Origin of the sequence: Brevundimonas sp. (assembly GCF_041648115.1) — a bacterium.
Taxonomy (GTDB): domain Bacteria; phylum Pseudomonadota; class Alphaproteobacteria; order Caulobacterales; family Caulobacteraceae; genus Brevundimonas.
The window spans coordinates 175,997-195,585 of the sequence record NZ_JBAZPR010000004.1 but is presented as its reverse complement, the minus strand read 5'-3'; the positions used below and the strand labels follow the sequence as shown (position 1 = coordinate 195,585).

At 66.6% G+C, this 19,589-nt stretch carries 19 protein-coding genes; 12 read left to right on the top strand and 7 right to left on the bottom strand.

Annotation, left to right across the window (positions count from 1 at the left end; translation table 11 throughout):
- Positions 1 to 44 precede the first annotated feature (44 nt).
- Positions 45 to 782, top strand: coding sequence for an endonuclease/exonuclease/phosphatase family protein (locus WC597_RS05410; RefSeq protein WP_372692258.1), 738 nt, complete (start codon positions 45 to 47; stop codon positions 780 to 782).
- Here WC597_RS05410 and WC597_RS05405 read toward each other — a convergent pair.
- Positions 767 to 2,245, bottom strand: coding sequence for a phospholipase D-like domain-containing protein (locus tag WC597_RS05405; protein WP_372692257.1), 1,479 nt, complete (start codon positions 2,243 to 2,245; stop codon positions 767 to 769). The two genes, WC597_RS05410 and WC597_RS05405, sit on opposite strands and share 16 nt — an antisense overlap.
- A gap of 172 nt (positions 2,246 to 2,417) precedes the next feature.
- On the opposite strand from WC597_RS05405, the gene WC597_RS05400 reads away from it, so the two are divergent.
- From WC597_RS05400 to pip, 5 genes are all read left to right on the top strand, one after another.
- On the top strand, positions 2,418 to 2,600 hold the full coding sequence (locus tag WC597_RS05400) for a hypothetical protein (RefSeq protein ID WP_372692256.1): 183 nt from the start codon (positions 2,418 to 2,420) through the stop codon (positions 2,598 to 2,600).
- 92 nt (positions 2,601 to 2,692) lie between these two features.
- Positions 2,693 to 5,296: a tipN gene (locus tag WC597_RS05395; protein ID WP_372692254.1), complete on the top strand. Its 2,604-nt coding sequence runs from the start codon at positions 2,693 to 2,695 to the stop codon at positions 5,294 to 5,296.
- Between the two features lie 72 nt (positions 5,297 to 5,368).
- Positions 5,369 to 5,974, top strand: a complete 606-nt coding sequence (locus tag WC597_RS05390) for a hypothetical protein (RefSeq protein ID WP_372692253.1) — start codon at positions 5,369 to 5,371, stop codon at positions 5,972 to 5,974.
- Between the two features lie 50 nt (positions 5,975 to 6,024).
- On the top strand, positions 6,025 to 6,381 hold the full coding sequence (locus WC597_RS05385) for a DUF423 domain-containing protein (RefSeq protein ID WP_372692252.1): 357 nt from the start codon (positions 6,025 to 6,027) through the stop codon (positions 6,379 to 6,381).
- Between the two features lie 32 nt (positions 6,382 to 6,413).
- Positions 6,414 to 7,388 carry a prolyl aminopeptidase gene (gene pip / locus WC597_RS05380; protein ID WP_372692251.1) on the top strand — a complete coding sequence of 325 codons (975 nt, stop codon included), beginning with the start codon at positions 6,414 to 6,416 and terminating at the stop codon, positions 7,386 to 7,388.
- 54 nt (positions 7,389 to 7,442) lie between these two features.
- Here the strand turns inward: pip and WC597_RS05375 are convergent, their stop codons facing one another.
- The gene (locus tag WC597_RS05375; RefSeq protein WP_372692250.1) at positions 7,443 to 7,841 is read right to left on the bottom strand and encodes a DoxX family protein; all 399 of its coding nucleotides are present in this window, start codon (positions 7,839 to 7,841) and stop codon (positions 7,443 to 7,445) included.
- A 70-nt stretch (positions 7,842 to 7,911) separates the two neighbouring features.
- On the bottom strand, positions 7,912 to 8,610 hold the full coding sequence (locus tag WC597_RS05370) for a pirin family protein (protein ID WP_372692249.1): 699 nt from the start codon (positions 8,608 to 8,610) through the stop codon (positions 7,912 to 7,914).
- 120 nt (positions 8,611 to 8,730) lie between these two features.
- Here WC597_RS05370 and WC597_RS05365 point away from each other — a divergent pair, with 120 nt between their 5' ends.
- Positions 8,731 to 9,657, top strand: coding sequence for a LysR substrate-binding domain-containing protein (locus WC597_RS05365; protein ID WP_372692248.1), 927 nt, complete (start codon positions 8,731 to 8,733; stop codon positions 9,655 to 9,657).
- A 3-nt stretch (positions 9,658 to 9,660) separates the two neighbouring features.
- Here WC597_RS05365 and WC597_RS05360 read toward each other — a convergent pair whose 3' ends face one another.
- The 4 genes from WC597_RS05360 to WC597_RS05345 all read right to left on the bottom strand — a co-directional run bounded on the left by WC597_RS05360 (position 9,661) and on the right by WC597_RS05345 (position 12,255).
- Entirely contained in the window at positions 9,661 to 9,960 is a 300-nt protein-coding gene (locus WC597_RS05360; protein ID WP_372692247.1) for an I78 family peptidase inhibitor, read from the bottom strand.
- 27 nt (positions 9,961 to 9,987) lie between these two features.
- The gene (locus WC597_RS05355) at positions 9,988 to 10,158 is read right to left on the bottom strand and encodes a hypothetical protein (RefSeq protein ID WP_372692245.1); all 171 of its coding nucleotides are present in this window, start codon (positions 10,156 to 10,158) and stop codon (positions 9,988 to 9,990) included.
- 143 nt (positions 10,159 to 10,301) lie between these two features.
- Positions 10,302 to 10,760 carry a DNA polymerase III subunit chi gene (locus tag WC597_RS05350; protein WP_372692244.1) on the bottom strand — a complete coding sequence of 153 codons (459 nt, stop codon included), beginning with the start codon at positions 10,758 to 10,760 and terminating at the stop codon, positions 10,302 to 10,304.
- A gap of 19 nt (positions 10,761 to 10,779) precedes the next feature.
- Positions 10,780 to 12,255, bottom strand: coding sequence for a leucyl aminopeptidase (locus WC597_RS05345; RefSeq protein WP_372692242.1), 1,476 nt, complete (start codon positions 12,253 to 12,255; stop codon positions 10,780 to 10,782).
- Positions 12,256 to 12,397: 142 nt separating this feature from the next.
- Here WC597_RS05345 and WC597_RS05340 point away from each other — a divergent pair, with 142 nt between their 5' ends.
- The 5 genes from WC597_RS05340 (at position 12,398) to pdxA (ending at position 19,589) form a co-directional block, all read left to right on the top strand.
- The gene (locus tag WC597_RS05340) at positions 12,398 to 13,534 is read left to right on the top strand and encodes an LptF/LptG family permease (protein WP_372692241.1); all 1,137 of its coding nucleotides are present in this window, start codon (positions 12,398 to 12,400) and stop codon (positions 13,532 to 13,534) included.
- Complete coding sequence (gene lptG, locus WC597_RS05335; RefSeq protein ID WP_372692240.1) at positions 13,531 to 14,670, top strand: LPS export ABC transporter permease LptG; 1,140 nt, start codon at positions 13,531 to 13,533, stop codon at positions 14,668 to 14,670. The genes WC597_RS05340 and lptG overlap by 4 nt, the downstream gene beginning before the upstream one ends.
- Positions 14,671 to 14,703: 33 nt before the next feature.
- On the top strand, positions 14,704 to 17,154 hold the full coding sequence (locus WC597_RS05330; RefSeq protein WP_372692239.1) for an LPS-assembly protein LptD: 2,451 nt from the start codon (positions 14,704 to 14,706) through the stop codon (positions 17,152 to 17,154).
- Positions 17,155 to 17,226: 72 nt separating this feature from the next.
- Positions 17,227 to 18,588 (top strand): peptidylprolyl isomerase, encoded by a 1,362-nt coding sequence (locus tag WC597_RS05325; RefSeq protein WP_372692238.1) that lies wholly within the window; start codon positions 17,227 to 17,229, stop codon positions 18,586 to 18,588.
- Positions 18,585 to 19,589, top strand: a complete 1,005-nt coding sequence (gene pdxA / locus WC597_RS05320; RefSeq protein WP_372692237.1) for a 4-hydroxythreonine-4-phosphate dehydrogenase PdxA — start codon at positions 18,585 to 18,587, stop codon at positions 19,587 to 19,589. Before WC597_RS05325 ends, pdxA begins: the two co-directional genes overlap by 4 nt.

Below are 19,589 nucleotides of genomic sequence, written 5' to 3'. Positions count from 1 at the left end.
CAGAAGGCCTAGCCCACGGTCAACGCTCACAGATCCGCCCGATCATGCCCCGTCTTCTGACCTACAATGTCCATCGCTGCGTCGGCACCGATCGCCGGCTGGACGTCAGCCGGATCGTCGCCGTCATCGGCGAATACGAACCGGACATCGTCTGCCTTCAGGAACTGGATGTCGGCCGCGTCCGCACCGGCGGCGTGGATCAGGCGCAGGCTATCGCCAAGGGTCTGGCCATGACCTCGCGCTTTCATGCGGCGATGCGGGTCGAGGCGGAACAGTATGGCGACGCCATCCTGACACCCCACCCCGAACGACTGATGCGCGCCGACGCCCTCCCGACGATCAAGGGCATTCCGGGTCTGGAGCCGCGCGGCGCCATCTGGTCCGAGATCGAGATCGGCGGAACCGCCATCAACGTTCTGAACACCCATCTGGGCCTGGTGCCGCGCGAGCAACGACTTCAGGCGGCGGCGCTAGCCGGTTCAGGCTGGGTCGGCGCCTGCACGGGTCCGACGCTGCTGGCGGGCGACTTCAATGCTACCTCCATCACCCGCCCCTACCAGACCCTGTGCCGAAGCCTTCAGGACTGTCAGCGTCAGTTGGGCCTGAAGCCCAGCGTGAAGACCTTCCCCTCTGCCTTCCCGGCCATCCGCATCGACCACTGTTTCGTCAGCCCGGAGATCCGCATCCGCGCGGTGCGGTCGGCTTTCTCGCCCCTGGCGAGGGTGGCGTCGGACCATCTGCCGCTGATCATCGACTTCGACGTAATTCAGCCCGGCGCCTGACCGCCCTCGGACGCGGGGCGGGTGCGGTGCGACCGGTTCAGCCGCTTCCACGGCCGCCAGGCGTCGGTCGAAGAGGTCGGATCGCCCAGTTGCCATTCGGCGAACATCCTCTGGATGCGCGTCGGCGGGTCCGACCCAAGCGGCTTCAACCGATCCGTCTCGAAGCTGCAGATCGCCTGGCCGACCGATCCGAACACCCCCTCCACCGCCGCATAATCCTGGGTCGCGACGCCCAGCCAATGGGCGATGGTGCGGTGGCGGTGGGCGGTGATCACGGCCCGCCCAGCCGCATCTGTCGGCTCGGCGGCGATGTCGCACTCGGTGTCCAACCCCATCGAGCGGTTGTTCAGGTTCGTAGATCCGATCCTCAGCAGCCGGTCGTCGATGATCGTCACCTTCGCATGGACGATGATCCGGTCGCCATGCTCGGTCAGCGGGGCGAAGGCGAAGAAGCGGTTGTAGGTATCGGCCTGCTCCAGCCGATGCAGCACCTCGGCCCGCGCCGTGTCCATGGTCAGACTGTCGAACCAACTGGGGCTTTTCGCCGTCGAGATGACGATCACCTGCGGTCCATCCACTTCGGCCAGCCGTTCGGCCAGGGCGGCGGCGATCACCGGTGAGGTGAAATACTGGTTCTCGAAATAGATCAGACGCTTAGCCCGACGAATGGCTTCCAGGTGCAGAGCCTCGCTCTCACGCACCTCGTGCCGGCCCGACCATTTGGGCTCGGTGCGGGCGATGCCGACGGGCACGTCGGTCATCTGCACCGGCACGCCATCCGGCCAAGGATCGCTTTCGACCTCATCCGGGGTGGTGCGTTCCCAGGTCGCCTTGAACCAGCGCTCCCGCGCCAGATCGCCCAGCGCGCGCGCCGCCGGGCCATCCATCACGCTCATCACCTCGTGGCGCGCCTTGCAGATCAGGCCGCTGGGCAGGGCGCGGCGCGGATCGCCGTCCAGATGCTCGTCGGAATCCCAGCGGTCCGTCGAGATGTCGCCCCCGCCGCAGAAGGCCACCTTGTCGTCGATCACCACCACCTTCTGGTGATGGCAGGCGCCGATCGGTCCCGGCGAATCCAGTCGGAACTCCACCATCCGCTTGCGGAACCAGCGTTGCGCCCGGTGCGGATAAAAGCCCTGCGACGCCGCGATCAGCAGCGGCGATTTCCAGATCAGCAGCCGCACATCAAGATCGGGCTTCTTCTTAACCAACATCCGCAACTGGCGACCAATCTCGGCCGACTTGTCGCCGGGCCGGGTTTCGGGGTCCAGATGGGTGCGCGGATCGAACTGCCAGCCCAGCAGCACGATGGAGCGTTCTGCCTTGTGGATCGCCGACGACAGGGCGTCGAAATAGGCCTCGTTCTCCATCAGCACGGAAAAGCGATTGGCGACCGCGACGGTCCACAGCCCCGGACCGGGGTCTAGCAAACTGCCTTCGTAACTGTCGCCGCTCTGCGTCATGCGACCCATCTGACTGATTCGCGTGACACGGTGTCGGAGCGCCTCCTGCCTCCGTTCCACGCAGTTCGCGCGCGGTCAATCTTTGAAGGGGCGGGCGTTGAAGGCGGGATTGTGACGTTCGTCGATTTGGCGCATAAGGAGCGTGGCCATTCGGGCCGCGAGGGAGGGTGGAATGCAGGCGCTGGTCGAACTGATCGCCGGCTTCATCGCGCTTCTGGCCGCCGCCGTCCTGTCCCAGTTCGGCGTGGACACCCACACCCCGTCGCATTCCGACCGCGAAGTCCGCCGTGTCGTCGAATGTCGCGACGCCGGATCGTCCTCGGCCGTCCTGTCGGAAACCAGGCGCGACTGCTGATCGCGTTCGAGTCGGTTCCGTCCGAACCAATCATGCTCTAGGGTTTCATCGGCGTTGTCGGGCGCCCGCGTAGAGATCGAGTTTTAGAGCTGATGAAGTCTCCCAAACGGCCGCCGCTGAAGCTGACCGACGACGAGGTCGAAATCCCCGTCGAACTGTCGACTGCCGACGAAACGCCGTCGGACGACGCGACGCCCGAGCTCGAACCAATCCCCGAGCCCGAGCTGGAGATCATTCAGCCGACGTTCGAAGCGCCGATGTCCGAGCGCCGTCGCCGTCGCCTGCTGGAAGAGCAACGTCTGGCCCAGGAACGCGCCGAGACCGCCGCGCGCGGCCCTATCGCCGAACCGGCCTCGGTCGTCCCGCCTGAACTGACCGCCGAGCCTATGCCGGAATCGACGGCATCCGTCGAAATGGCGGTCGCCGCCGGAAAGCCGCCCGCGACCTTCGAACTGTCCAAACCGCCTGTGGTGAAGACCGTCTCGACCAAGACCCAGGCCGAGCCGTCCGGTCGTCACGCCTATCTGATCGCCGGCATCGCGTCCGCCCTGTGGATCGGCGGCGTCGCTTCCTGGGCCGCCTATGAGTTCGGCGCGGGCGGAGCGGAGCTGGACCCGTTGCGGATCGCCATCTACGCCCTGATCGCCCTGGCGCCCGCGGGCCTCGCCATCATGCTGGCCCATGCCGTGCGCCAAGGCGCGGGTCTGGCCGCCGAGACTCGCCGCGCCCGACAACTGGCCGAGGCCCTGGTCGCCCCCACCGCCCTCGCCGCCCAGCAGACCGGCGAGGTCCTGCAATCTCTGCGCGCCGACATCGACCATGCCGCCCTGGCCGCCGAACGCGCCCGCAACGACATGTCCATGTTGCGCGAGGCCCTGGCCGAGGAAACCACTCGCCTGAATGAAGCCGCCGAGAACGCCGGCCGCACCGCCCGCCGCCTGACCGAAAACCTGGGTCGGGAGCGGGACCAGATGCAGACGCTGGGCCTTCACCTGGACACCCAGGCGTCCGGCGTCATCGACGCGGTCGAGCGCCAGTCGCGCATGGTCGCCGACGCCTCCGACCTGGCCCAGGCGCAACTGCGCGAGGCCGAGGCAGCGCTTGCCGCCCGCGCCGCCGATCTCGCCGCCGCCGCCGGCGAGGCTCAGGACGCTGCCCGCGTCGCCTCCGACGACTTGGCGCGCCAGACTATACGACTTGAGAACGCCGGTTCCGGCGTCGCCGAACAGATCCAGTCGGTCGAGGAAGGCCTGGGTCAGCAACGCGCCGCCCTGGTTACCGCCGCCTACGCCCTGCGCACGGATCAGGAGGACTTCTCCGCCCAGGTCGAGAGCCAGCGCGCCCAGTTGGTCGAACATCTGTCCGCCACCCGCACCGCAGCCGGCGATCTGGATCGCACGTCCCAGACCTCGGTCGAGTCGATGCGCGACCTGGTCGAGGCCGCCGCCGATCAGTTCCGCGCCCTGGTGGACATGTCGCAACGCGAGGCCGACGGCTTTGATTCCGCCACCAAGGTCGCCCTGGACCGTTTCGAGGCTCTGGCCGCCGAAGCCCGCGACGCCCTGATGGAAGAGACCCGTCGCGCGCTGGAGCAGATGCGCGCCACGGCCGAGGATTCCCGCGCGGCCGCCGCCGACGCGGCCGAACAGGCTCGGCTTCGCACCGATCGACTGGGCGAATCCCTGTTCGACGCCGCCCAGAAGGCCGATCAGGCCGCTGACGCCCGCATCGCGGACGCCCGTCGCATCGTCGGCGAAACCTCCGGCCTGGTGGACGAGGCCGGCGAGCGGATGGCCAACCGCTTGGAGACCTTGGTCACTCGCCTCAGCTCGGCCCTGTCAGAAATCGACACCGCCGTCGCGGACATCGACGAACGCGCCTCGCGCCTGCCGCAGGAAGCCCGCGCCCGCGCCGACGCCGTACGCGCGACGGTCGAGGACGGCCTGGCCTCACTGTCCGCCGCATCCCGCAAGGCGGCCGAGGACACCGAGGCGCTGGATGTCGGCTTCCAGGAACGGGTGCGCCGCAACTACGACATGCTGACCGAGGCCGTACGTCTGATGGGCGTGGTGTCTGGCGATGCATCATCTCCGCCTCGCCGTCGCGAACCGACCCCTGAAGTTGAAGCGCGTCCCGAGCCGCGCGCGTCACGCTCGCCCCCTCCGCCGGCGCCGCCGGTAGAGGAGCGTCGGTTCGGTTTGCGCAGCCGTCTTCGCCTTGAGCCCGCCGAGACGCCGCGAGAGACCGCAAGCGAAGGACTGGACTGGAGCGATCTGGTGTCCGGCGACGACAATGAGGCCCCGCTAGAATTGGACACGCCCTCCCCCTCGCCCGCCGAGGCCGAGGCCCTGTCAGAACGAGTCGCCGCCGCCATCCGGCGTATGGGCGTGGATCCCAACGCCCTGCTGCCCCGCTCACGCGTCGAAGAGGCGGCCCGTGCGATAAGCAAGGGCGATCCTGACGCCGCGCGTCAGATTGTACGCCGCGTCGCCCCCGCCGCCGTTCGCAGCGTCTCGCGTCGCGTGCTCAGTGACGCCGAACTGCGCGCCGACGCCGAACGTTATGTCCGCAACTTCGCCGTGATGCTCTCGGCCTCGGCCCGCGCCGGCGACAGCGCGGCCGTGCAGAGCAGCCTGGCCTCCGACAGCGGTCGCGCCTTCATGTTGCTTGATGCGGCCGTGGGCGACCTGGGTTAAGGATCAACAGGGCTTGACGACGTTGGGAAGTTACAGCCTCCTGCGCGTCACCGAACTGTCATGGATGGGGCTATGGCCGGCACGATGAACGATATCGACGGCCCTGCGAGCGTTGACCGCCGCCCAGGCATCATCATCTGCACCTACGATAGCGAGGACGGCGGCTGGGATCTGGTCGAGAACCTGTCCGGCGAAATCTGGAGCCCCATTGGCGCGCGTTCCGTTCCCATCGCCGCCGCTGATCCCGATGTCCTCGCCTCGACGCTGGCCGCGCGCCTGGGCAGCGGCGAATGTCGCGCCGTGCTGCTGGTCGGACGCACGCACAAGGGCGATGGCTTCCGCATTCAGATGCGCGCCGAGAACCGGACCCTGGACTATAAGGACCGCCTGTCGCGCACCGGCCCCGGCATCGCCCGCACGACCGCCCCTGTCGCCGACATGGTTCGTGCCCTGACCGCCGCCGGGCTTTCGGCGGATGCCACGTCCGAGGTCGAGGAAGACGTCGGATCCTATCTTCTCTATCGCGTCCTGTCCGACCTGCCGGACGGGCCGCTGACGCCGTCCATCGGTCTGTTGCGCGCGCCTGCTCCCGCCAACGAAGCTGCGGTACGCAAGGGCATCAAGGCCGCCGCTTCCGCAATGGCCAGCCACCTGACGCCCCTGCCTCGCGTGGGCTGAACCCCTCATAGGTCGCAGACATTCGGGATTCGCCGGGCTAGGGTTCTCGGATGACAGCGAGTCGCAACCTGATCCTCTTCGCAGCCCTCAACGGCGTCCTGGCCATCGCCCTGGGCGCTTTTGCGGCTCACGGCGCAGGGCCTCAGGTGAAGTCCCTACTGACCACCGGCGGCCAGTATCAGTTGATCCACGCCGTCTTCGCCTTCGGCTGCGCCCAATGGATCGCGGGTGGTCGGCTGGCGCGTATCGCCGGCTGGCTGAGCGCGATCGGGGGACTGGTCTTCTGCCTCTCGCTGGCCCTGATCGCCTTCCTCAGCGTCCCCGCCTTCGGCGCCGTCGCCCCGATCGGCGGCCTGCTGATGATCGCCGGCTGGGTCTGCCTGGCCATCGCCGCGCTTCGTTCCTAATCGCTTCGTCCTCGCAGAAAGACCGTTCCTTCATGGCCTTCCCTACGCCCACCGAGCCGCGTCGAGTGCTCCACCCCGAGATCGAATCCTACACCTCGGGCTGGATGACGACCGAGGGCGTGCACGAGATCTATTACGAGGAATCCGGCAATCCCCAAGGCCTGCCTGTCCTGGTGCTGCACGGCGGGCCGGGCGGCGCGGTGAACCCCGGCATGCGGCGCTTCTTCGACCCGGCCGTCTATCGCATCATCATGTTCGACCAGCGCGGTTGCGGCCTGTCGCGGCCTCACGCTTCGCTGGAGGACAATACCACCTGGACCCTGATCGACGACATCGAGCGACTGCGGGCGCTATGCGGCATCGACAAATGGGTGGTGTTCGGCGGTTCCTGGGGATCGACCCTGTCTATGGCCTACGCCATCACCCACCCGGACAGGGTTCTGGCCCTGCTGCTGCGCGGCATCTTCCTGCTGACGAAGAAGGAACTGCACTGGTTCTACCAGGACGGCGCCTCGATGATCTTCCCGGACGCCTGGGAACGGTTCGTCGCCCCCATCCCCGAGGCCGAGCGCGGCGACCTGATGGCCGCCTATTACAAACGTCTGATAGGCGACAACGTGGCCGAACGTGAACGCTGCGCAGTCGCCTGGTCGAGCTGGGAGGGCGAGACCGTCAGCGTCGAGGGCCCGAACGCCAAACCGGAAAAGTTCGCCGAACCTGACTTCGCCGTCGCCTTCGCGCGGATTGAGAACTGGTTCTTCACCAATGCCGGCTTCTTCGAGGAGGACGGCTGGCTGCTGAAGAACGTGGACCGGATGCGCCACATCCCCTGCTGGATCGCGCAGGGCCGGTTCGACGTGGTGACGCCGATCTCGGGCGCCTGGGCGCTGCACCGAGCCTGGCCAGAGGCGCATCTGGACATCGTTGGCGACGCCGGCCACGCCTCGTCCGAGCCGGGCATCGTCGACAGCCTGGTCCGCGCAGCAGACTGGGCGGCGACCCTTTAGACACGAAAAAGCTGCCGCGCCGGACAGCGCAGCGGCCCTTGTTATTCTCACAAGTCAGAAGCGTCTTTCGCTACGGTTGTCGATGCTCCACGCACCAGGACCGGCCGTGAAGATGTAGAGGAAGACGAAGCAGAACAGGATGGCAGCATCGCCGCCGTTAACCGCCGGATATGGATCGCGCGGGAAGTGGAACATCCAATAGGCTACCGCCATCTGGCCCGAGGCGATCAACGCGGCCGGACGCGTGAACAGGCCCAAGATCAGTAGAAGGCCGGTGACCAGTTCGATCAGGCCGCCGATGCCGAACAGCGACAACAGCTCCTGCTGACCCTGCTCGGCCCCAGCAGGAAAGCCGAACACCTTGACGACGCCATGCGCCAGGAACAGCAGACCGGCCACGATCCTCAGCGCCGCCAGCGCGCGAGAAGACCAGCCATTCACTTGATTGAACATTCTCATTCCTCGGTTGTCGGTGCAGACTTCACGGTCGGATCAGGTCCGACCGTGAAGCTTGATCCTAAAATCATGCGGCGTCCACCAGCACGATTTCTGCGTCCGACAACGCCTTGACCGTCACGACATCCTCCTGGGCGATGGCTGCGCCGTCGCGAGCGTTCAGCTTGACGCCGTTGACCTCGACCTCGCCCTTGGCCGGAACCAGATAGGCTCGACGGTCGGCGCCCAGCGCATAGTCGGCGCTGTCGCCGGCCTTCAGCGTCGCCGCCACGATCCGCGCATCAGTGCGGATCGGCAAAGCGTCCTCATCACACTCGAAGCCCGAGGCAAGGACCACGAACTGACCCGACCGCTCGCCCTTGGGGAAGGGCTTGGAGCCCCAGCTGGGCGCCTCGCCACGCTTGGTCGGCTCGATCCAGATCTGGAAGATCCGCGTCAGCTCCGGCTCGGCGTTGTATTCGGCGTGGCGGATGCCGGTGCCCGCGCTCATGACCTGCACATCGCCAGCGACGGTGCGGCCCTTGTTGCCCAGGCTGTCCTCATGGGTGATGGCCCCGTCGCGGACATAGGTGATGATCTCCATGTCGGCGTGCGGATGAGGCGGGAAGCCAGAGCCGGCGGCGATCTCGTCATCGTTCCAGACACGCAGATTGCCCCAGCTCATCCGCTTGGGATCATAGTAGTTGGCGAAGGAGAAATGGTGTTTGGCGTTCAGCCAGCCGTGGTTGGCGCCGCCAAGGGATTCAAACGGTCTGCGCTCGATCATCGAACTCGTCCTTTCGCGTCGGAACCGTCCGACGCCTTTGCTTGACGCCAAGATAGAGATCGGGGACCGATCAGAAATAGAAACAACCGAAACTCATCGTTTCGCACCGCAGAGCCGCCCATGTCCCGCCTGCCCGACCTTGAAGCCCTGGCCATCTTCGCCAAGGTCGCCGACAGCCAGTCCTTCTCCGGCGCCGCCGAGACCCTGGGCCTGTCCAAGGCGACGGTGTCCAAGGCGGTGACACGGCTGGAGCAGCAACTTCGCACCACATTATTACACCGCACCTCACGCAGGTTCGCCCTGACCGATGCGGGCCGAACCCTGGCCGCCCGCGCCGCGCACATGCTGGCCGAGGCCGAGGGCGCGGTGTCCGAGGCGTTGGACATGTCCGTCACTCCGCGCGGCCTTGTGCGGTTGGCCGCGCCCATGTCGTTCGGCATGGCCTATGTCGCCCCCGCCCTGCCCGAATTCCTGGCCACCCACCCGGACGTGTCCATCGACCTGCATCTGTCGGACGAGGTGATCGATCTGGTCGGCGACGGCTTCGACTGCGCGCTGCGGATCGCGGCCCTTGCGGATTCCTCGCTGACGGCGCGCAAACTGCGGCCAGTGGCGCGCGCCCTGGTGGCCTCGCCGTCGTATCTGGAGCAGCGCGGTCGTCCGACCCACCCCGACGACTTGGCCCGACACGCCTGCCTCGGCTACGCCTACATGCCCAGCCCCGACACCTGGCGGTTCACCAATGACGCAGGCGAAGAAGTGGTGGTGCATCCGCGCGGGCCACTGAGAACCAATAACTCAGACGCTTTGACGGCGTCGCTGTGCGCGGGGCTAGGCCTCTTTCCCCAGCCGGACTTCATCTACTGGAAGGACGTCGCCGACGGCCATCTGGAGACAGTGATGACCGACTGGCGCCTGCCGCCCATCGCGCTTCATCTGGTGGCGCCCAGCGGCGGCCCACGCCCTGCACGGGTCACGGCCTTCATGGACTATCTGACCGCCAAGTTCAGCGGGCCGTTATGGCCCGGCGATATGGTCGGACGCTGAACGTCAGCCGCACTTCACTTCGCGCACGATGCTCGTCGCCTCGTCATAAACGAAGTTCACCCGGTTCTCGCGATAGTCCATCGTCGCCGCGCAGGTGGTGCAAAGCACGCGGAACGTCTGGCCTGCAGGCGCGGTCGGGATGGTCGAGCGATTGCGCCCGACGTAGCTCTGATAATCCTCGACCTTGCACGGCTTGACTGCCGTCTCCAGCGGTTGCCGCACGGGTTCGGAGGTTTGGGTCGGCGCGCAAGCCGAGAGCGCCAGGGCGGCGACGGCCGCCAGTGTGCTGATAAGGGTCTTCATGATCGTCTCCCTGTGGGTCGCGGTCGACTAGCCGCAGCGGACCTGTTCGATGACGCCGGTCTGCTCGTTGTAGAAGATGTTCAGCCGATAGGCCGAAAAATCCTGCGTGACCGGGCATGTGGTGCAGGTCACGCGGCGGTTCACGACGTCCACCGGAACCGGGATTTCGGTGCGCGACTTGCCGACGAGATACTGCATCTCACCCGCCTTGCAGACATCGTCCGTCTGTCCGGTTGGCATGCGACTGCCGACAGGCGGATTCATCTGCGCCTGCTCAACAGCGCGCGGCGCCGGCGCATCGGCGACAGGCGTCGAACAGCCCGCCAGCAGGATCAGCCCGATCAGGCCGCCTTTTCCCAGCGCCCCTCGTCGTTCTGACGCCAATAGGCCAGGTTCGCGCCCTGCTCCTTCAGCGCCTTCCAGCGTCCGCGTGCGTGCTGCAACGCCGGTTCGTCCCGACCGTCGAAAATGATGAAACATCGTTCGAACCCTTCCGTCGCGCCCAGTTCTGCGTCGTCGACTATGAACAGCGCTTGAGCGCCGTTCAGGTTCTCTCCCGATTCGCTCAGCAGCACAGGCTGGCGGTCGGCGTGAGGCTGATCGGCCCGGCCGTGCGGCAGGAAACTCTGATCATGAAAGGTCCACAACGTCTCGTCGACCTCGTCCAGCCGATGCGAATGCGACGACTTTATCAGCGCCCGCCAACCCCGCTCGATCGTCTTTTCGAGCAGGGTCGGCAGCACCTGATCCAGCGTCGAGCGCTCCAGGTGGTAGAACCAGATTTCGGGCTTGTCGCTCACCCGGCTCTACCCCCGGCGATCAGGCTTCGTAAGCGTCAGCGACCATGCGATCCAGCGTGCGCACGGCGAAGCCGACGCCGCCTTCCGGCACGGTGGGGCTGGGGCTCTTGTTGGCCCAGGCGGTCGGAGCGATGTCCAGGTGCGCCCACGGCACGCCGTTGGTGAACCGTTGCAAGAACAGGGCGGCGGTGATCGAGCCGCCGGCGCGACCGTTGCCGGTGTTCTTCACGTCGGCGATCTTGGAATCGATGTGCTGCTCGTAAATGGCCGGGATTGGCATGCGCCAGAAGTTCTCGCCGACCTTCTTCGCCGCCGCCAGGATAGGATCTGCGACATCGTCGGAGTTCGAGAAGACACCGGCATAATCCAGGCCCAGGGCCACGATCATGGCGCCCGTCAGGGTGGCCAGGTCGATCATGAACTTCGGCTTGAAACGCTCCTGCGTGTACCAAAGGGCGTCGGCCAGAACGAGGCGGCCCTCGGCGTCGGTGTTGATCACCTCGACCGTCTGACCCGACATCGACACGACCACGTCGCCCGGACGCTGGGCGTTGCCGTCAGGCATGTTCTCGACCAGGCCCAGCACGCCGATGACGTTGACCTTGGCCTTGCGGCCGGCTAGGGCGATCATGGTTCCGGTCACGGCGGCCGCGCCGCCCATGTCCCACTTCATGTCCTCCATGCCGTCAGCCGGCTTGATCGAGATGCCGCCGGTGTCGAAGCAGACGCCCTTGCCGACGAACGCAAGCGGCTGAGCGCCGGCCTCGCCGCCGTTCCACTTCATGATCGCCAACTGGCTTTCGCGACGGCTGCCCTGGCCGACACCCAAAAGGGTGCGCATGCCCAGCTTCTCCATCTCGGCCTCGCCCAGGATTTCGACCTCCAGCCCCAGGCTCTCCAGCGCCTTGACGCGCTTGGCGAACTCGGCCGGATAAAGGACGTTGGCGGGCTCGGACACCAGATCGCGGGCGAAGATGACGCCGTCGGCGACGGCCGACAGCGGCTCCAGCGCGGCCTCGGCGGCGCGCAGGTCAGAGGTCACGACGCGGATCGTCGTGATCGACGGAGTCTTGTCCGGCTTCTGCGTCGTGCGATATTTGTCGAAGCGATAGGCGGCCAGACGTGCAGCAAAGCCGACACGTGCAGCCTGTTCCGGCGCCAGGTCCGAGGCGTCGATGGTCAGAACCTCGGCGCCCGACAGTTTCACGGCCGCATAGGCGTTGCCGCCGAAGGCCTCGACCGCCAGGTCGTCCAGCCTGTCCTTGGCGCCTGCGCCGACCAGCAGCACGGCGTCGGCGTTAACCCCGGCCGGTGCGGCGACGCTCAGGCTCTGGCCGGCTTTGCCGGTGAAACGGCCCTTGCTGGCGGCCTTGGTCAGGGCGCCGCTGGTCTTGGCGTCCAGAGCCGTTCCAGCAGGCGTAAACGCACGATCTTCAAAAACCGGAACCGCCAGAATCTCGGCGGCGTCCACGGCGGCGGCGAACTCGATCTTCATTCAAACAACTCCAGCCAGGCCCCACCCGGCGTCTGCAACAGCAAAAAGACAACGGCGCGTCTGCTTGTCGCGGACGCGCCCTGATGTGCTACTAGATGCGCCTCAATATCGCCGCCTGCAACCGGGCGAAGTCCAACCGCCCATGCCCCTGATTCAAAGATACCTTTTTCGCCAGATCCTGTTCCCCGTGGTCGCCGCCTGCGCAGCGCTGGCGGGAATCGGAATTCTGAGCCAGAGCCTCGACCAACTCCAGGTCATCGTGGAGCGGGGCCAGAGCGTGTGGGTCATGATCAAACTGACCCTGCTGGCCCTGCCGCAACTGCTTTCGGTGATTCTGCCCATCGGGCTTTTCGTCGGCGCCCTGATCGCCCTGACGCGGTTGCAACGCGAGCAGGAGCTGACGGCGGCGTTCGCAGGCGGCATGACGCGCTGGCAGGTGATCTCGCCCGCCGCCCGCATCGCCGTGCTGGTCGCCTTGGTCACCCTGCTGGTCAACGTCTTCCTGTTGCCCTGGGCGCAGCAGGAGGCCCGACGTCAGGCCTTCGACATTCGCACTGATCTCGCCGCGCTACTGGTCGAAGAAGGCCAGTTCGTCCAGGGGCCTGACGGCCTTACGGTCTACGTCCAGCAGATTGAGCAGAACGGCCTGCTGAAGAATCTGTTCGTCTATCTGGACGACAAGGAAAAGGTCACGACCTGGAATGCGTCAGAGGCGCGCTTCAGTCGCGACGCAGGCGGGACGCCGGTCCTGACCATGATCGACGGCTCGGCCCAGCGTTACTCGTCGGGCGGCGTGCTGGAGACACTGTCGTTCGGACGATACGATTTCTCGCTCGCCCCCTTCGTCGGCGTCACCGACACGATCCGCTACAAGCCGACGGACCTTTATCTGCGCCAACTGTTGAACCCGACGGCCAAGATCGTAGAGGTCGCCGGATCGCGCGGCGAACTGCTGGCCGAGGCCCATTCGCGCCTGTCTTCGCCGCTCTACGCCCTGGTCGCCATGGCTCTGGCCCTGTCCGCCATCCTGGGCGGCGCCTTCAGCAGGACCGGCTATACGCTGCGGATCGCCAAGGCGGCGGGCCTGTTCCTGCTGCTGCGTGTCATCGGCTACGGCCTCGTCGCCGCCAGCGCCTGGAACGGCTGGATGAACATCCTCCAGTATGTCGTGCCCCTCATCGCCATCGCCGTCGCCTTGCGCGTTCTTTTCCGTGCGCTCAAGCCCCGACGCAGCCGCACCTCGGCCGCCCTGCGCGGTCTGAAAGCGAAGTTCGCATGACTGCCGCCGTCGCTTCCGCTCGTCGTTCGCCGCACATTCCCCGTCTTGGCGGGATCGAACGCTATGTGCTGGTCCAGCAGCTGAAGTCCCTTGGCGTGGCCCTGACCGTGATCTCGGCCCTGGTCATGCTGATCGACTTCGTCGAGGTCTCGCGCGGCGTCGGCTCGGCCCAGGATCTGTCGGCTGTGCGGATCTTCGGCCTGGTGCTGCTGAAGTCGCCGTCGGTGATCGTGCAGCTGATGCCGTTCGTCTTCCTGTTCGGCACCCTGTCGGCCTTCATAAGCCTGAACCGCCGCAGTGAACTGATCGCCATGCGCGCCGCGGGCGTGTCCGCTTGGCGTTTCGTCCTCCCGGCGGCCGGCATGGCCTTTGTTTTGGGCATTCTGACCGTCACCGTGCTGGGTCCGATGGCCTCGTCTGGCGACGGCCTGTGGCAACGCGAGCGCGCCCGAATTTCCGGCACAGCGCCCGGCGGCGACCCGAAAGAAGCGATCTGGCTGCGCGAAGGCGACGACCAGCGCCAGATGATCATCCGCGCCGGACAGCAGGACCGCGCCAACGCCCGCCTGCTGAACGTCAGCTTCTTCATCTACACGACCGCGCCCGGCGGCGGCCGCACCTTCTCCGAACGGATCGACGCCAAATCAGCCTCGCTGAACGCGGGCAGTTGGCGACTGACCGATGCGGTCGGCGCCCAGATCGGCCAGCGCGCCGTGACCTATTCCAGCCTGACCCTGGTCTCCAGCTTGGCCGATGAGGAAGCCTTCGACCGGTTCGCGCGTCCGCAATCCACACCCTTCTGGTCGCTGCCCAACCAGATCAGCCGCATCGAAAACGCCGGCTTCACCTCCACGGCCTACCGCCTGCGCTTCCAGCAGCTTTTGGCCACGCCCCTGGTGTTCGCCGCCATGTCGATTCTGGCCGCCGCCTTCTCGCTTCGGTTGATGCGTCTGGGCGACCTGGCCCGGATGAGCGTCTCGGCCGTGGTGTTGGGCTTCGCCTTCTTCTTCCTGAACCAGTTTTCGTCGGCGATGGGATCGGCCGAGGTCGTGTCGCCCTTCGTCGCCGCTTGGCTGCCGCCGGTTTTGACCGCGCTCTCAGCCTTTACCTTGCTGTTCTACACCGAAGACGGCTAATCGGGCGCTCGCTTCTCAGAATACGGATGGCCTATGCAGGGTGATCGCCGCGATCGGCGCTTCAACGCTTTCAGAGCAAGGCTTCTCGCCGGTGCGGCCCTGGTCGCCTGCGCGCCCTTCGCCACGCCTGCCCTGGCCCAGACGACCCAAGCGACGACCATGATGGCGCCCGCTGACGGACTGCCGCCCCAGGCCATCTATGTGGACGCCGACAACGCCCGTCGCGAGGGCGACAACATCATCGTCAGCGGCACGCCAGAGAACCGCGCCTATGTCCGCACGCGCGGTCATGTGCTGCGCGGCGAAAATCTCTCCTATGACCTGAACGCCGGGTCGGCCACGGGCGAGGGCAATGTCGAGGCCGTCGCGCCCGGCGGCACTGTCGTCTACGCCAGCCGGCTGGAGCTGGACAAAGACCTGACAACCGGGGTCGCCGTCGATTTCGCCACGCGCCTGGGCAACGGCGCCAGCCTTATGGCGGCGACAGCCGTCCGCCGCAGCGAGACCGTCAGCGAACTAAACTACGCTCGTTTCACCCCCTGCCCCGTCTGCGACGAAGGCGGCCCCAAAAGGCCGAGCATCTCGATCCAGGCGGAACGTGTCGTTCAAGACGAGCAGCTTCGCGCTATCCTGTATCGCAACGCCGTCTTCTATATCGGCCCTGTGCCGGTCTTCTACACGCCCTTTTTCGCTCACCCCGACCCGTCGGTCGAGCGCGCCTCGGGCTTGCTTGTCCCCATCACCAACTTTGACGAAGGGCGCGGCGTCTCGGTCGAGGTTCCCTATCTTCACGTCGTATCGCCGTCCGAGGATTGGCTGATCAGCCCCCAGATCAACACCAAGGTCGCGCCGCTGCTGAACCTGCAATGGCGCCGCCGGTTCGCCGAAGGCATGATCGTGGCGCGTGGCGGCTATACCTACGAACGCGATTTCGGCGACTTCGATCTGGACCGCGACGGCGACTTCGAGAGCAACGTCAGATTCGGCGATCGCAAGAGCCGCAGCTATATCCTGTCTCACGGCGAGTATGATCCCGCCGGCCCGTGGCGCTTCGGGTTCACGGCCGAACGGACCTCGGACAAGACCCTGTTTGACCGTTACGACATCCGCTCGCCCTATCAGGACAACGGCCTCTACTACGGCGACCGCCGTCGCCTGATCAGCCAGATCTACGCCGAGCACCAGACCGACCGCTCCTATGTGTCGGTTGCGGCCTTCTCGATCCAGAGCCTGCGCCTCGACTCGGCCTTCGCCGCGAACGACTTCCGCGATGCGAACGGCTTCAAGGTGTTCGAGAACGACGACACCCTGCCTCTGGTCGCGCCCCTGATCGACGCGCGCTGGGAACCGCACGAACTCGTCTTTGGCGGGCGCCTACGCCTCAAGGGCTCGGCCGTGTCTCTCTATCGCGACAGATTCGTCGGCGCGCCGATCCTGAACCCTGAGATCGTGCCCCCCGACATTACGGGTCTCGGCGGCGTCGACAGCCGCCGCATCACAGGCCAGATGGAATGGCGGCGCGCCATCATCCTGCCGGTCGGCATACGCATCGAGCCGTTCATCGACACCCGCGTCGATCTTTATTCCATGTCCGACCTGCCCCCGATGTTGGGGATCGACAGCGACGCAACCGTCAGCCGTTCGCGCCTCAGCGCCGGCGTGGATGTCAGCTATCCTTTGGTCAAGCGCGTCAGCGACGCCGACATCATCCTGGAGCCGGTCGGACAACTGTCCGTCTCCAACAAGGTCAGCCTGGATCGCCGCATCCCCATCGAAGATTCCCAGGTTCTGGAACTGGACGAATCCTCGCTGTTCCGAATGGACCGCTTCTCCGGCTACGACCTGCTGGAGGGCGGCGCTCGCCTGACCGCAGGCGGGCGCGCCACCATCCGCTGGGCCGAAGGCCGCAAGGCCAGCCTGTTCGTCGGTCGCAGTTATCGCTTCGACCAGCAGAACGACTTCCGCACCTCGATCCCCGACGCCCCCGCGCGTCTCTACGATCCGACAGGCCTGGCCTCAGAAAGCTCCGACTGGGTGGTTCAGGGCGACTATTCACCGTCCGACCGCATCCGCAGCTGGGTTCACGCCACCATCGATGGTTCGGGCGACGTGCGTCGCGCGGAGGCTGCGATCGATGGCCGCTGGGGTCGTCGCAACCTGGCGACCGTCAGCTACATCCTGGATCAGTCGAACCCCGTCGATGGACCGCTGAACCGAAACTATGAGTTCGTCCAGCTTGCGGGCCAACAGTTCGTCTATGGCAACTGGGGCGTCGCTGTCGCCGGCATCGCCGATCTGGACCAGAACGAGATCACCCGATCAGAAGTCGGCGTGCTCTTCGACGACGATTGCCTGCGCTTCGAACTGGGCTACCGCCGCGACAACACACGTGCGCGGCCCGGCGGCCCGTCGCAAGGCATCTATGTGCGCCTAAACCTCGCCACTTTCGGAGGTTCAGGTTATGGACAGGGCGATATGCGTTGAGCATGACGCTTTACGGGGCGCGACCGCCTGCCGGCCTGGCTGGCGGACCGCTGTGAGGAATCAGGACGACCAATGGGTTTGATGCGTTATTCGACGGGGGCTGCGCTCGCGGCGTTCCTGCTCGCCGGTTCTGCCCATGGCCAGACGGCGCCCGCGCCCGTTCAGGCTCCCGCGCAAGGCCCTGCGGCCGGTGCGCCCAATCCTGCGGCGGAGGAGGCGCCGGCCGCCGCTCGCGCCGAACCTCAGTTCGAGATGGCCGACGGCATCGTCGCCACCGTCAACGACAAGATCATCACCGGCTATGACCTGCGCCAGCGCATGCTGATGCTGATCGCTTCGTCCCAGGTCCAGCCGACCGAGCAGAACCTGCCCGCTATCCAGCAGGCCGCGCTGAACGCCCTGATCGAAGATCGCCTGAAGACCCAGGAGATGGCCAAGTTCGAGAGCCTCAAGGTCTCGGACGAAGAGGTCGACGCCGAAATCGCGGAAATGGCCCGCGCCGCCGGCACGGCGCCCGCCGCCTATCTGCAGTTCCTGCAACAAGGCGGCATCCAGCCCGCCGCCTTCCGCGAGAACCTGCGCACCCAGATCGGCTGGGGCCAGCTGATTCCCGGCCGTTTCAACAGCCGCGCTCGCCCCAGCACCCTGCAGGTCGATCAGGAAGTCCGTCGCCTGAACGAAGCGGCGTCCAAGCCCCAGTTCCTGATCGGTGAAATCTACATCGACGCCGCCCGCGTCGGGGGCGCCCAGCCGGCCCTGAACGGCGCTCGTCAACTGGTGCAGCAGATCATCGGCGGCGCGCCTTTCCAGGCCGTCGCGCAACAGTTTTCCTCGGCCCCGTCCGCCAACGCCCGCGTCCCCGGTGACGCCGGTTGGGTGGTGAAGGATTCGCTTCAACCCGCCGTCCAGACCGTCCTGGAACAGCTTCAACCGGGTCAGCTGTCCAATCCCATCGTCGTCGATGGCGGCGTCTACATCCTGTATCTGCGTGACAAGCGCGACGGCGCCGCGACCAGCCTGGTCTCGCTGCGTCAGGTCATGGTCGAACTGCCCGACACGGCCTCGGAAGCCGATGTCGCGGCCGCCGGCGCCAAGCTGGAAGCGATGCGGACCGGCCTGACCTGCGACAACATCATCTCCCAGGCGCGCGCGACCGAGGGCGTCCTAGGCGCTGATCTGGGCGAATCCGACGTCGCCAACCTCGCGCCCCAGTTCCAGCAGTTCGCCCGCACCGGCGAAATCGGCACGGTCTCCACGCCGATACGCACGCCGCTGGGCCTGCACCTCGTCGCCGTCTGCGGTCGCCGCGTGGGTGGGCCGGAGGCGCCGAACCGCCAGCAGGTCGAGAACCGCCTCCGCAGCCAGAACCTGGCCGTGCTGGAGCGTCGCTACCTGCGCGACCTGCGCAGCGACGCCCTGATCGAGTTCAAGTGACCCCAGCGGTCGCGCCCCTGGTCCTGACGCTCGGCGAACCCGCCGGCGTCGGACCAGAGATCGTGGCCGCCGCCTGGAAGGCCCTGAACACGGAGGCCCTCGCCTTCGCCTTGATAGGCGACGCCGCCTTGCTGCGCGCCCAGGGCGTGCCGGTGGTCGAAGTTAATCTGCCTGGCGACGGCCATGGCCGCTTCGCCTCGGCGCTTCCGGTCATCCACCGCCCCCTGCCCGCGCCGGTCGAGGTCGGACGGCCCGACCCCGAAAACGCCTCCGCCGTCGCGGACGGGATCGAAGAGGCCGTCAGCTTCGCCCTGTCCGGCGAGGCGTCCGGCGTCGTCACCGCCCCCATCGCCAAGGCGCCGATGTACGCCTCGGGCTTCCGTTTCCCCGGCCACACGGAGTTCATCGCCGAACTGACCGCCGATGCGCCCTACCCCGGCACGCGCGGCCCGGTGATGATGCTGACGGCGCAAGACCTGCGCGCCTGTCTCGTCACCATCCATGTCGCCGTGGATCAGGTGCCGGAACTGGTCACGGCCGAGCGCGTCGCTCGCACGGCCCGCGTCGTCCACGAAAGCCTGAAGCGCGACTTCGCCATCGCCCGCCCACGCCTGGCCATGGCCGCCCTGAACCCGCACGCCGGCGAAGGCGGCGCTCTAGGCCTTCAGGAGATCGACATCCTGATCCCGGTCGCCGAACAGCTCCGCGCTGAAGGCATCGACATCACCGACCCCAGGCCCGCCGACACGATGTTCCATGACGAGGCCCGCGCCACCTACGACGCCGCCATCTGCATGTACCACGATCAGGCCCTGATCCCGGTCAAGACGCTGGACTTCTGGGGCGGGGTCAACGTCTCCCTGGGCCTGCCCATCATCCGCACCTCCCCCGACCACGGCACGGGTTTCGACATCGCCGGCAAGGGGATCGCGCGTCCCGACAGCCTGATCGCCGCCATTCGTCTGGCATCGGAGATGGCGGCGGCCCGCGCCACGCGCTAA

Bases quoted from the DNA above. Each gene is read 5' to 3' on its own strand.
- WC597_RS05410 (WP_372692258.1), top strand. From the start codon at position 45: ATGCCCCGTCTTCTGACCTACAATGTCCATCGCTGCGTCGGCACCGAT.
- WC597_RS05405 (WP_372692257.1), bottom strand. From the start codon at position 2,245: ATGACGCAGAGCGGCGACAGTTACGAAGGCAGTTTGCTAGACCCCGGT.
- WC597_RS05400 (WP_372692256.1), top strand. From the start codon at position 2,418: ATGCAGGCGCTGGTCGAACTGATCGCCGGCTTCATCGCGCTTCTGGCC.
- WC597_RS05395 (WP_372692254.1), top strand. From the start codon at position 2,693: ATGAAGTCTCCCAAACGGCCGCCGCTGAAGCTGACCGACGACGAGGTC.
- WC597_RS05390 (WP_372692253.1), top strand. From the start codon at position 5,369: ATGGCCGGCACGATGAACGATATCGACGGCCCTGCGAGCGTTGACCGC.
- WC597_RS05385 (WP_372692252.1), top strand. From the start codon at position 6,025: ATGACAGCGAGTCGCAACCTGATCCTCTTCGCAGCCCTCAACGGCGTC.
- pip (WP_372692251.1), top strand. From the start codon at position 6,414: ATGGCCTTCCCTACGCCCACCGAGCCGCGTCGAGTGCTCCACCCCGAG.
- WC597_RS05375 (WP_372692250.1), bottom strand. From the start codon at position 7,841: ATGTTCAATCAAGTGAATGGCTGGTCTTCTCGCGCGCTGGCGGCGCTG.
- WC597_RS05370 (WP_372692249.1), bottom strand. From the start codon at position 8,610: ATGATCGAGCGCAGACCGTTTGAATCCCTTGGCGGCGCCAACCACGGC.
- WC597_RS05365 (WP_372692248.1), top strand. From the start codon at position 8,731: ATGTCCCGCCTGCCCGACCTTGAAGCCCTGGCCATCTTCGCCAAGGTC.
- WC597_RS05360 (WP_372692247.1), bottom strand. From the start codon at position 9,960: ATGAAGACCCTTATCAGCACACTGGCGGCCGTCGCCGCCCTGGCGCTC.
- WC597_RS05355 (WP_372692245.1), bottom strand. From the start codon at position 10,158: ATGCAGTATCTCGTCGGCAAGTCGCGCACCGAAATCCCGGTTCCGGTG.
- WC597_RS05345 (WP_372692242.1), bottom strand. From the start codon at position 12,255: ATGAAGATCGAGTTCGCCGCCGCCGTGGACGCCGCCGAGATTCTGGCG.
- WC597_RS05340 (WP_372692241.1), top strand. From the start codon at position 12,398: ATGCCCCTGATTCAAAGATACCTTTTTCGCCAGATCCTGTTCCCCGTG.
- lptG (WP_372692240.1), top strand. From the start codon at position 13,531: ATGACTGCCGCCGTCGCTTCCGCTCGTCGTTCGCCGCACATTCCCCGT.
- WC597_RS05330 (WP_372692239.1), top strand. From the start codon at position 14,704: ATGCAGGGTGATCGCCGCGATCGGCGCTTCAACGCTTTCAGAGCAAGG.
- WC597_RS05325 (WP_372692238.1), top strand. From the start codon at position 17,227: ATGGGTTTGATGCGTTATTCGACGGGGGCTGCGCTCGCGGCGTTCCTG.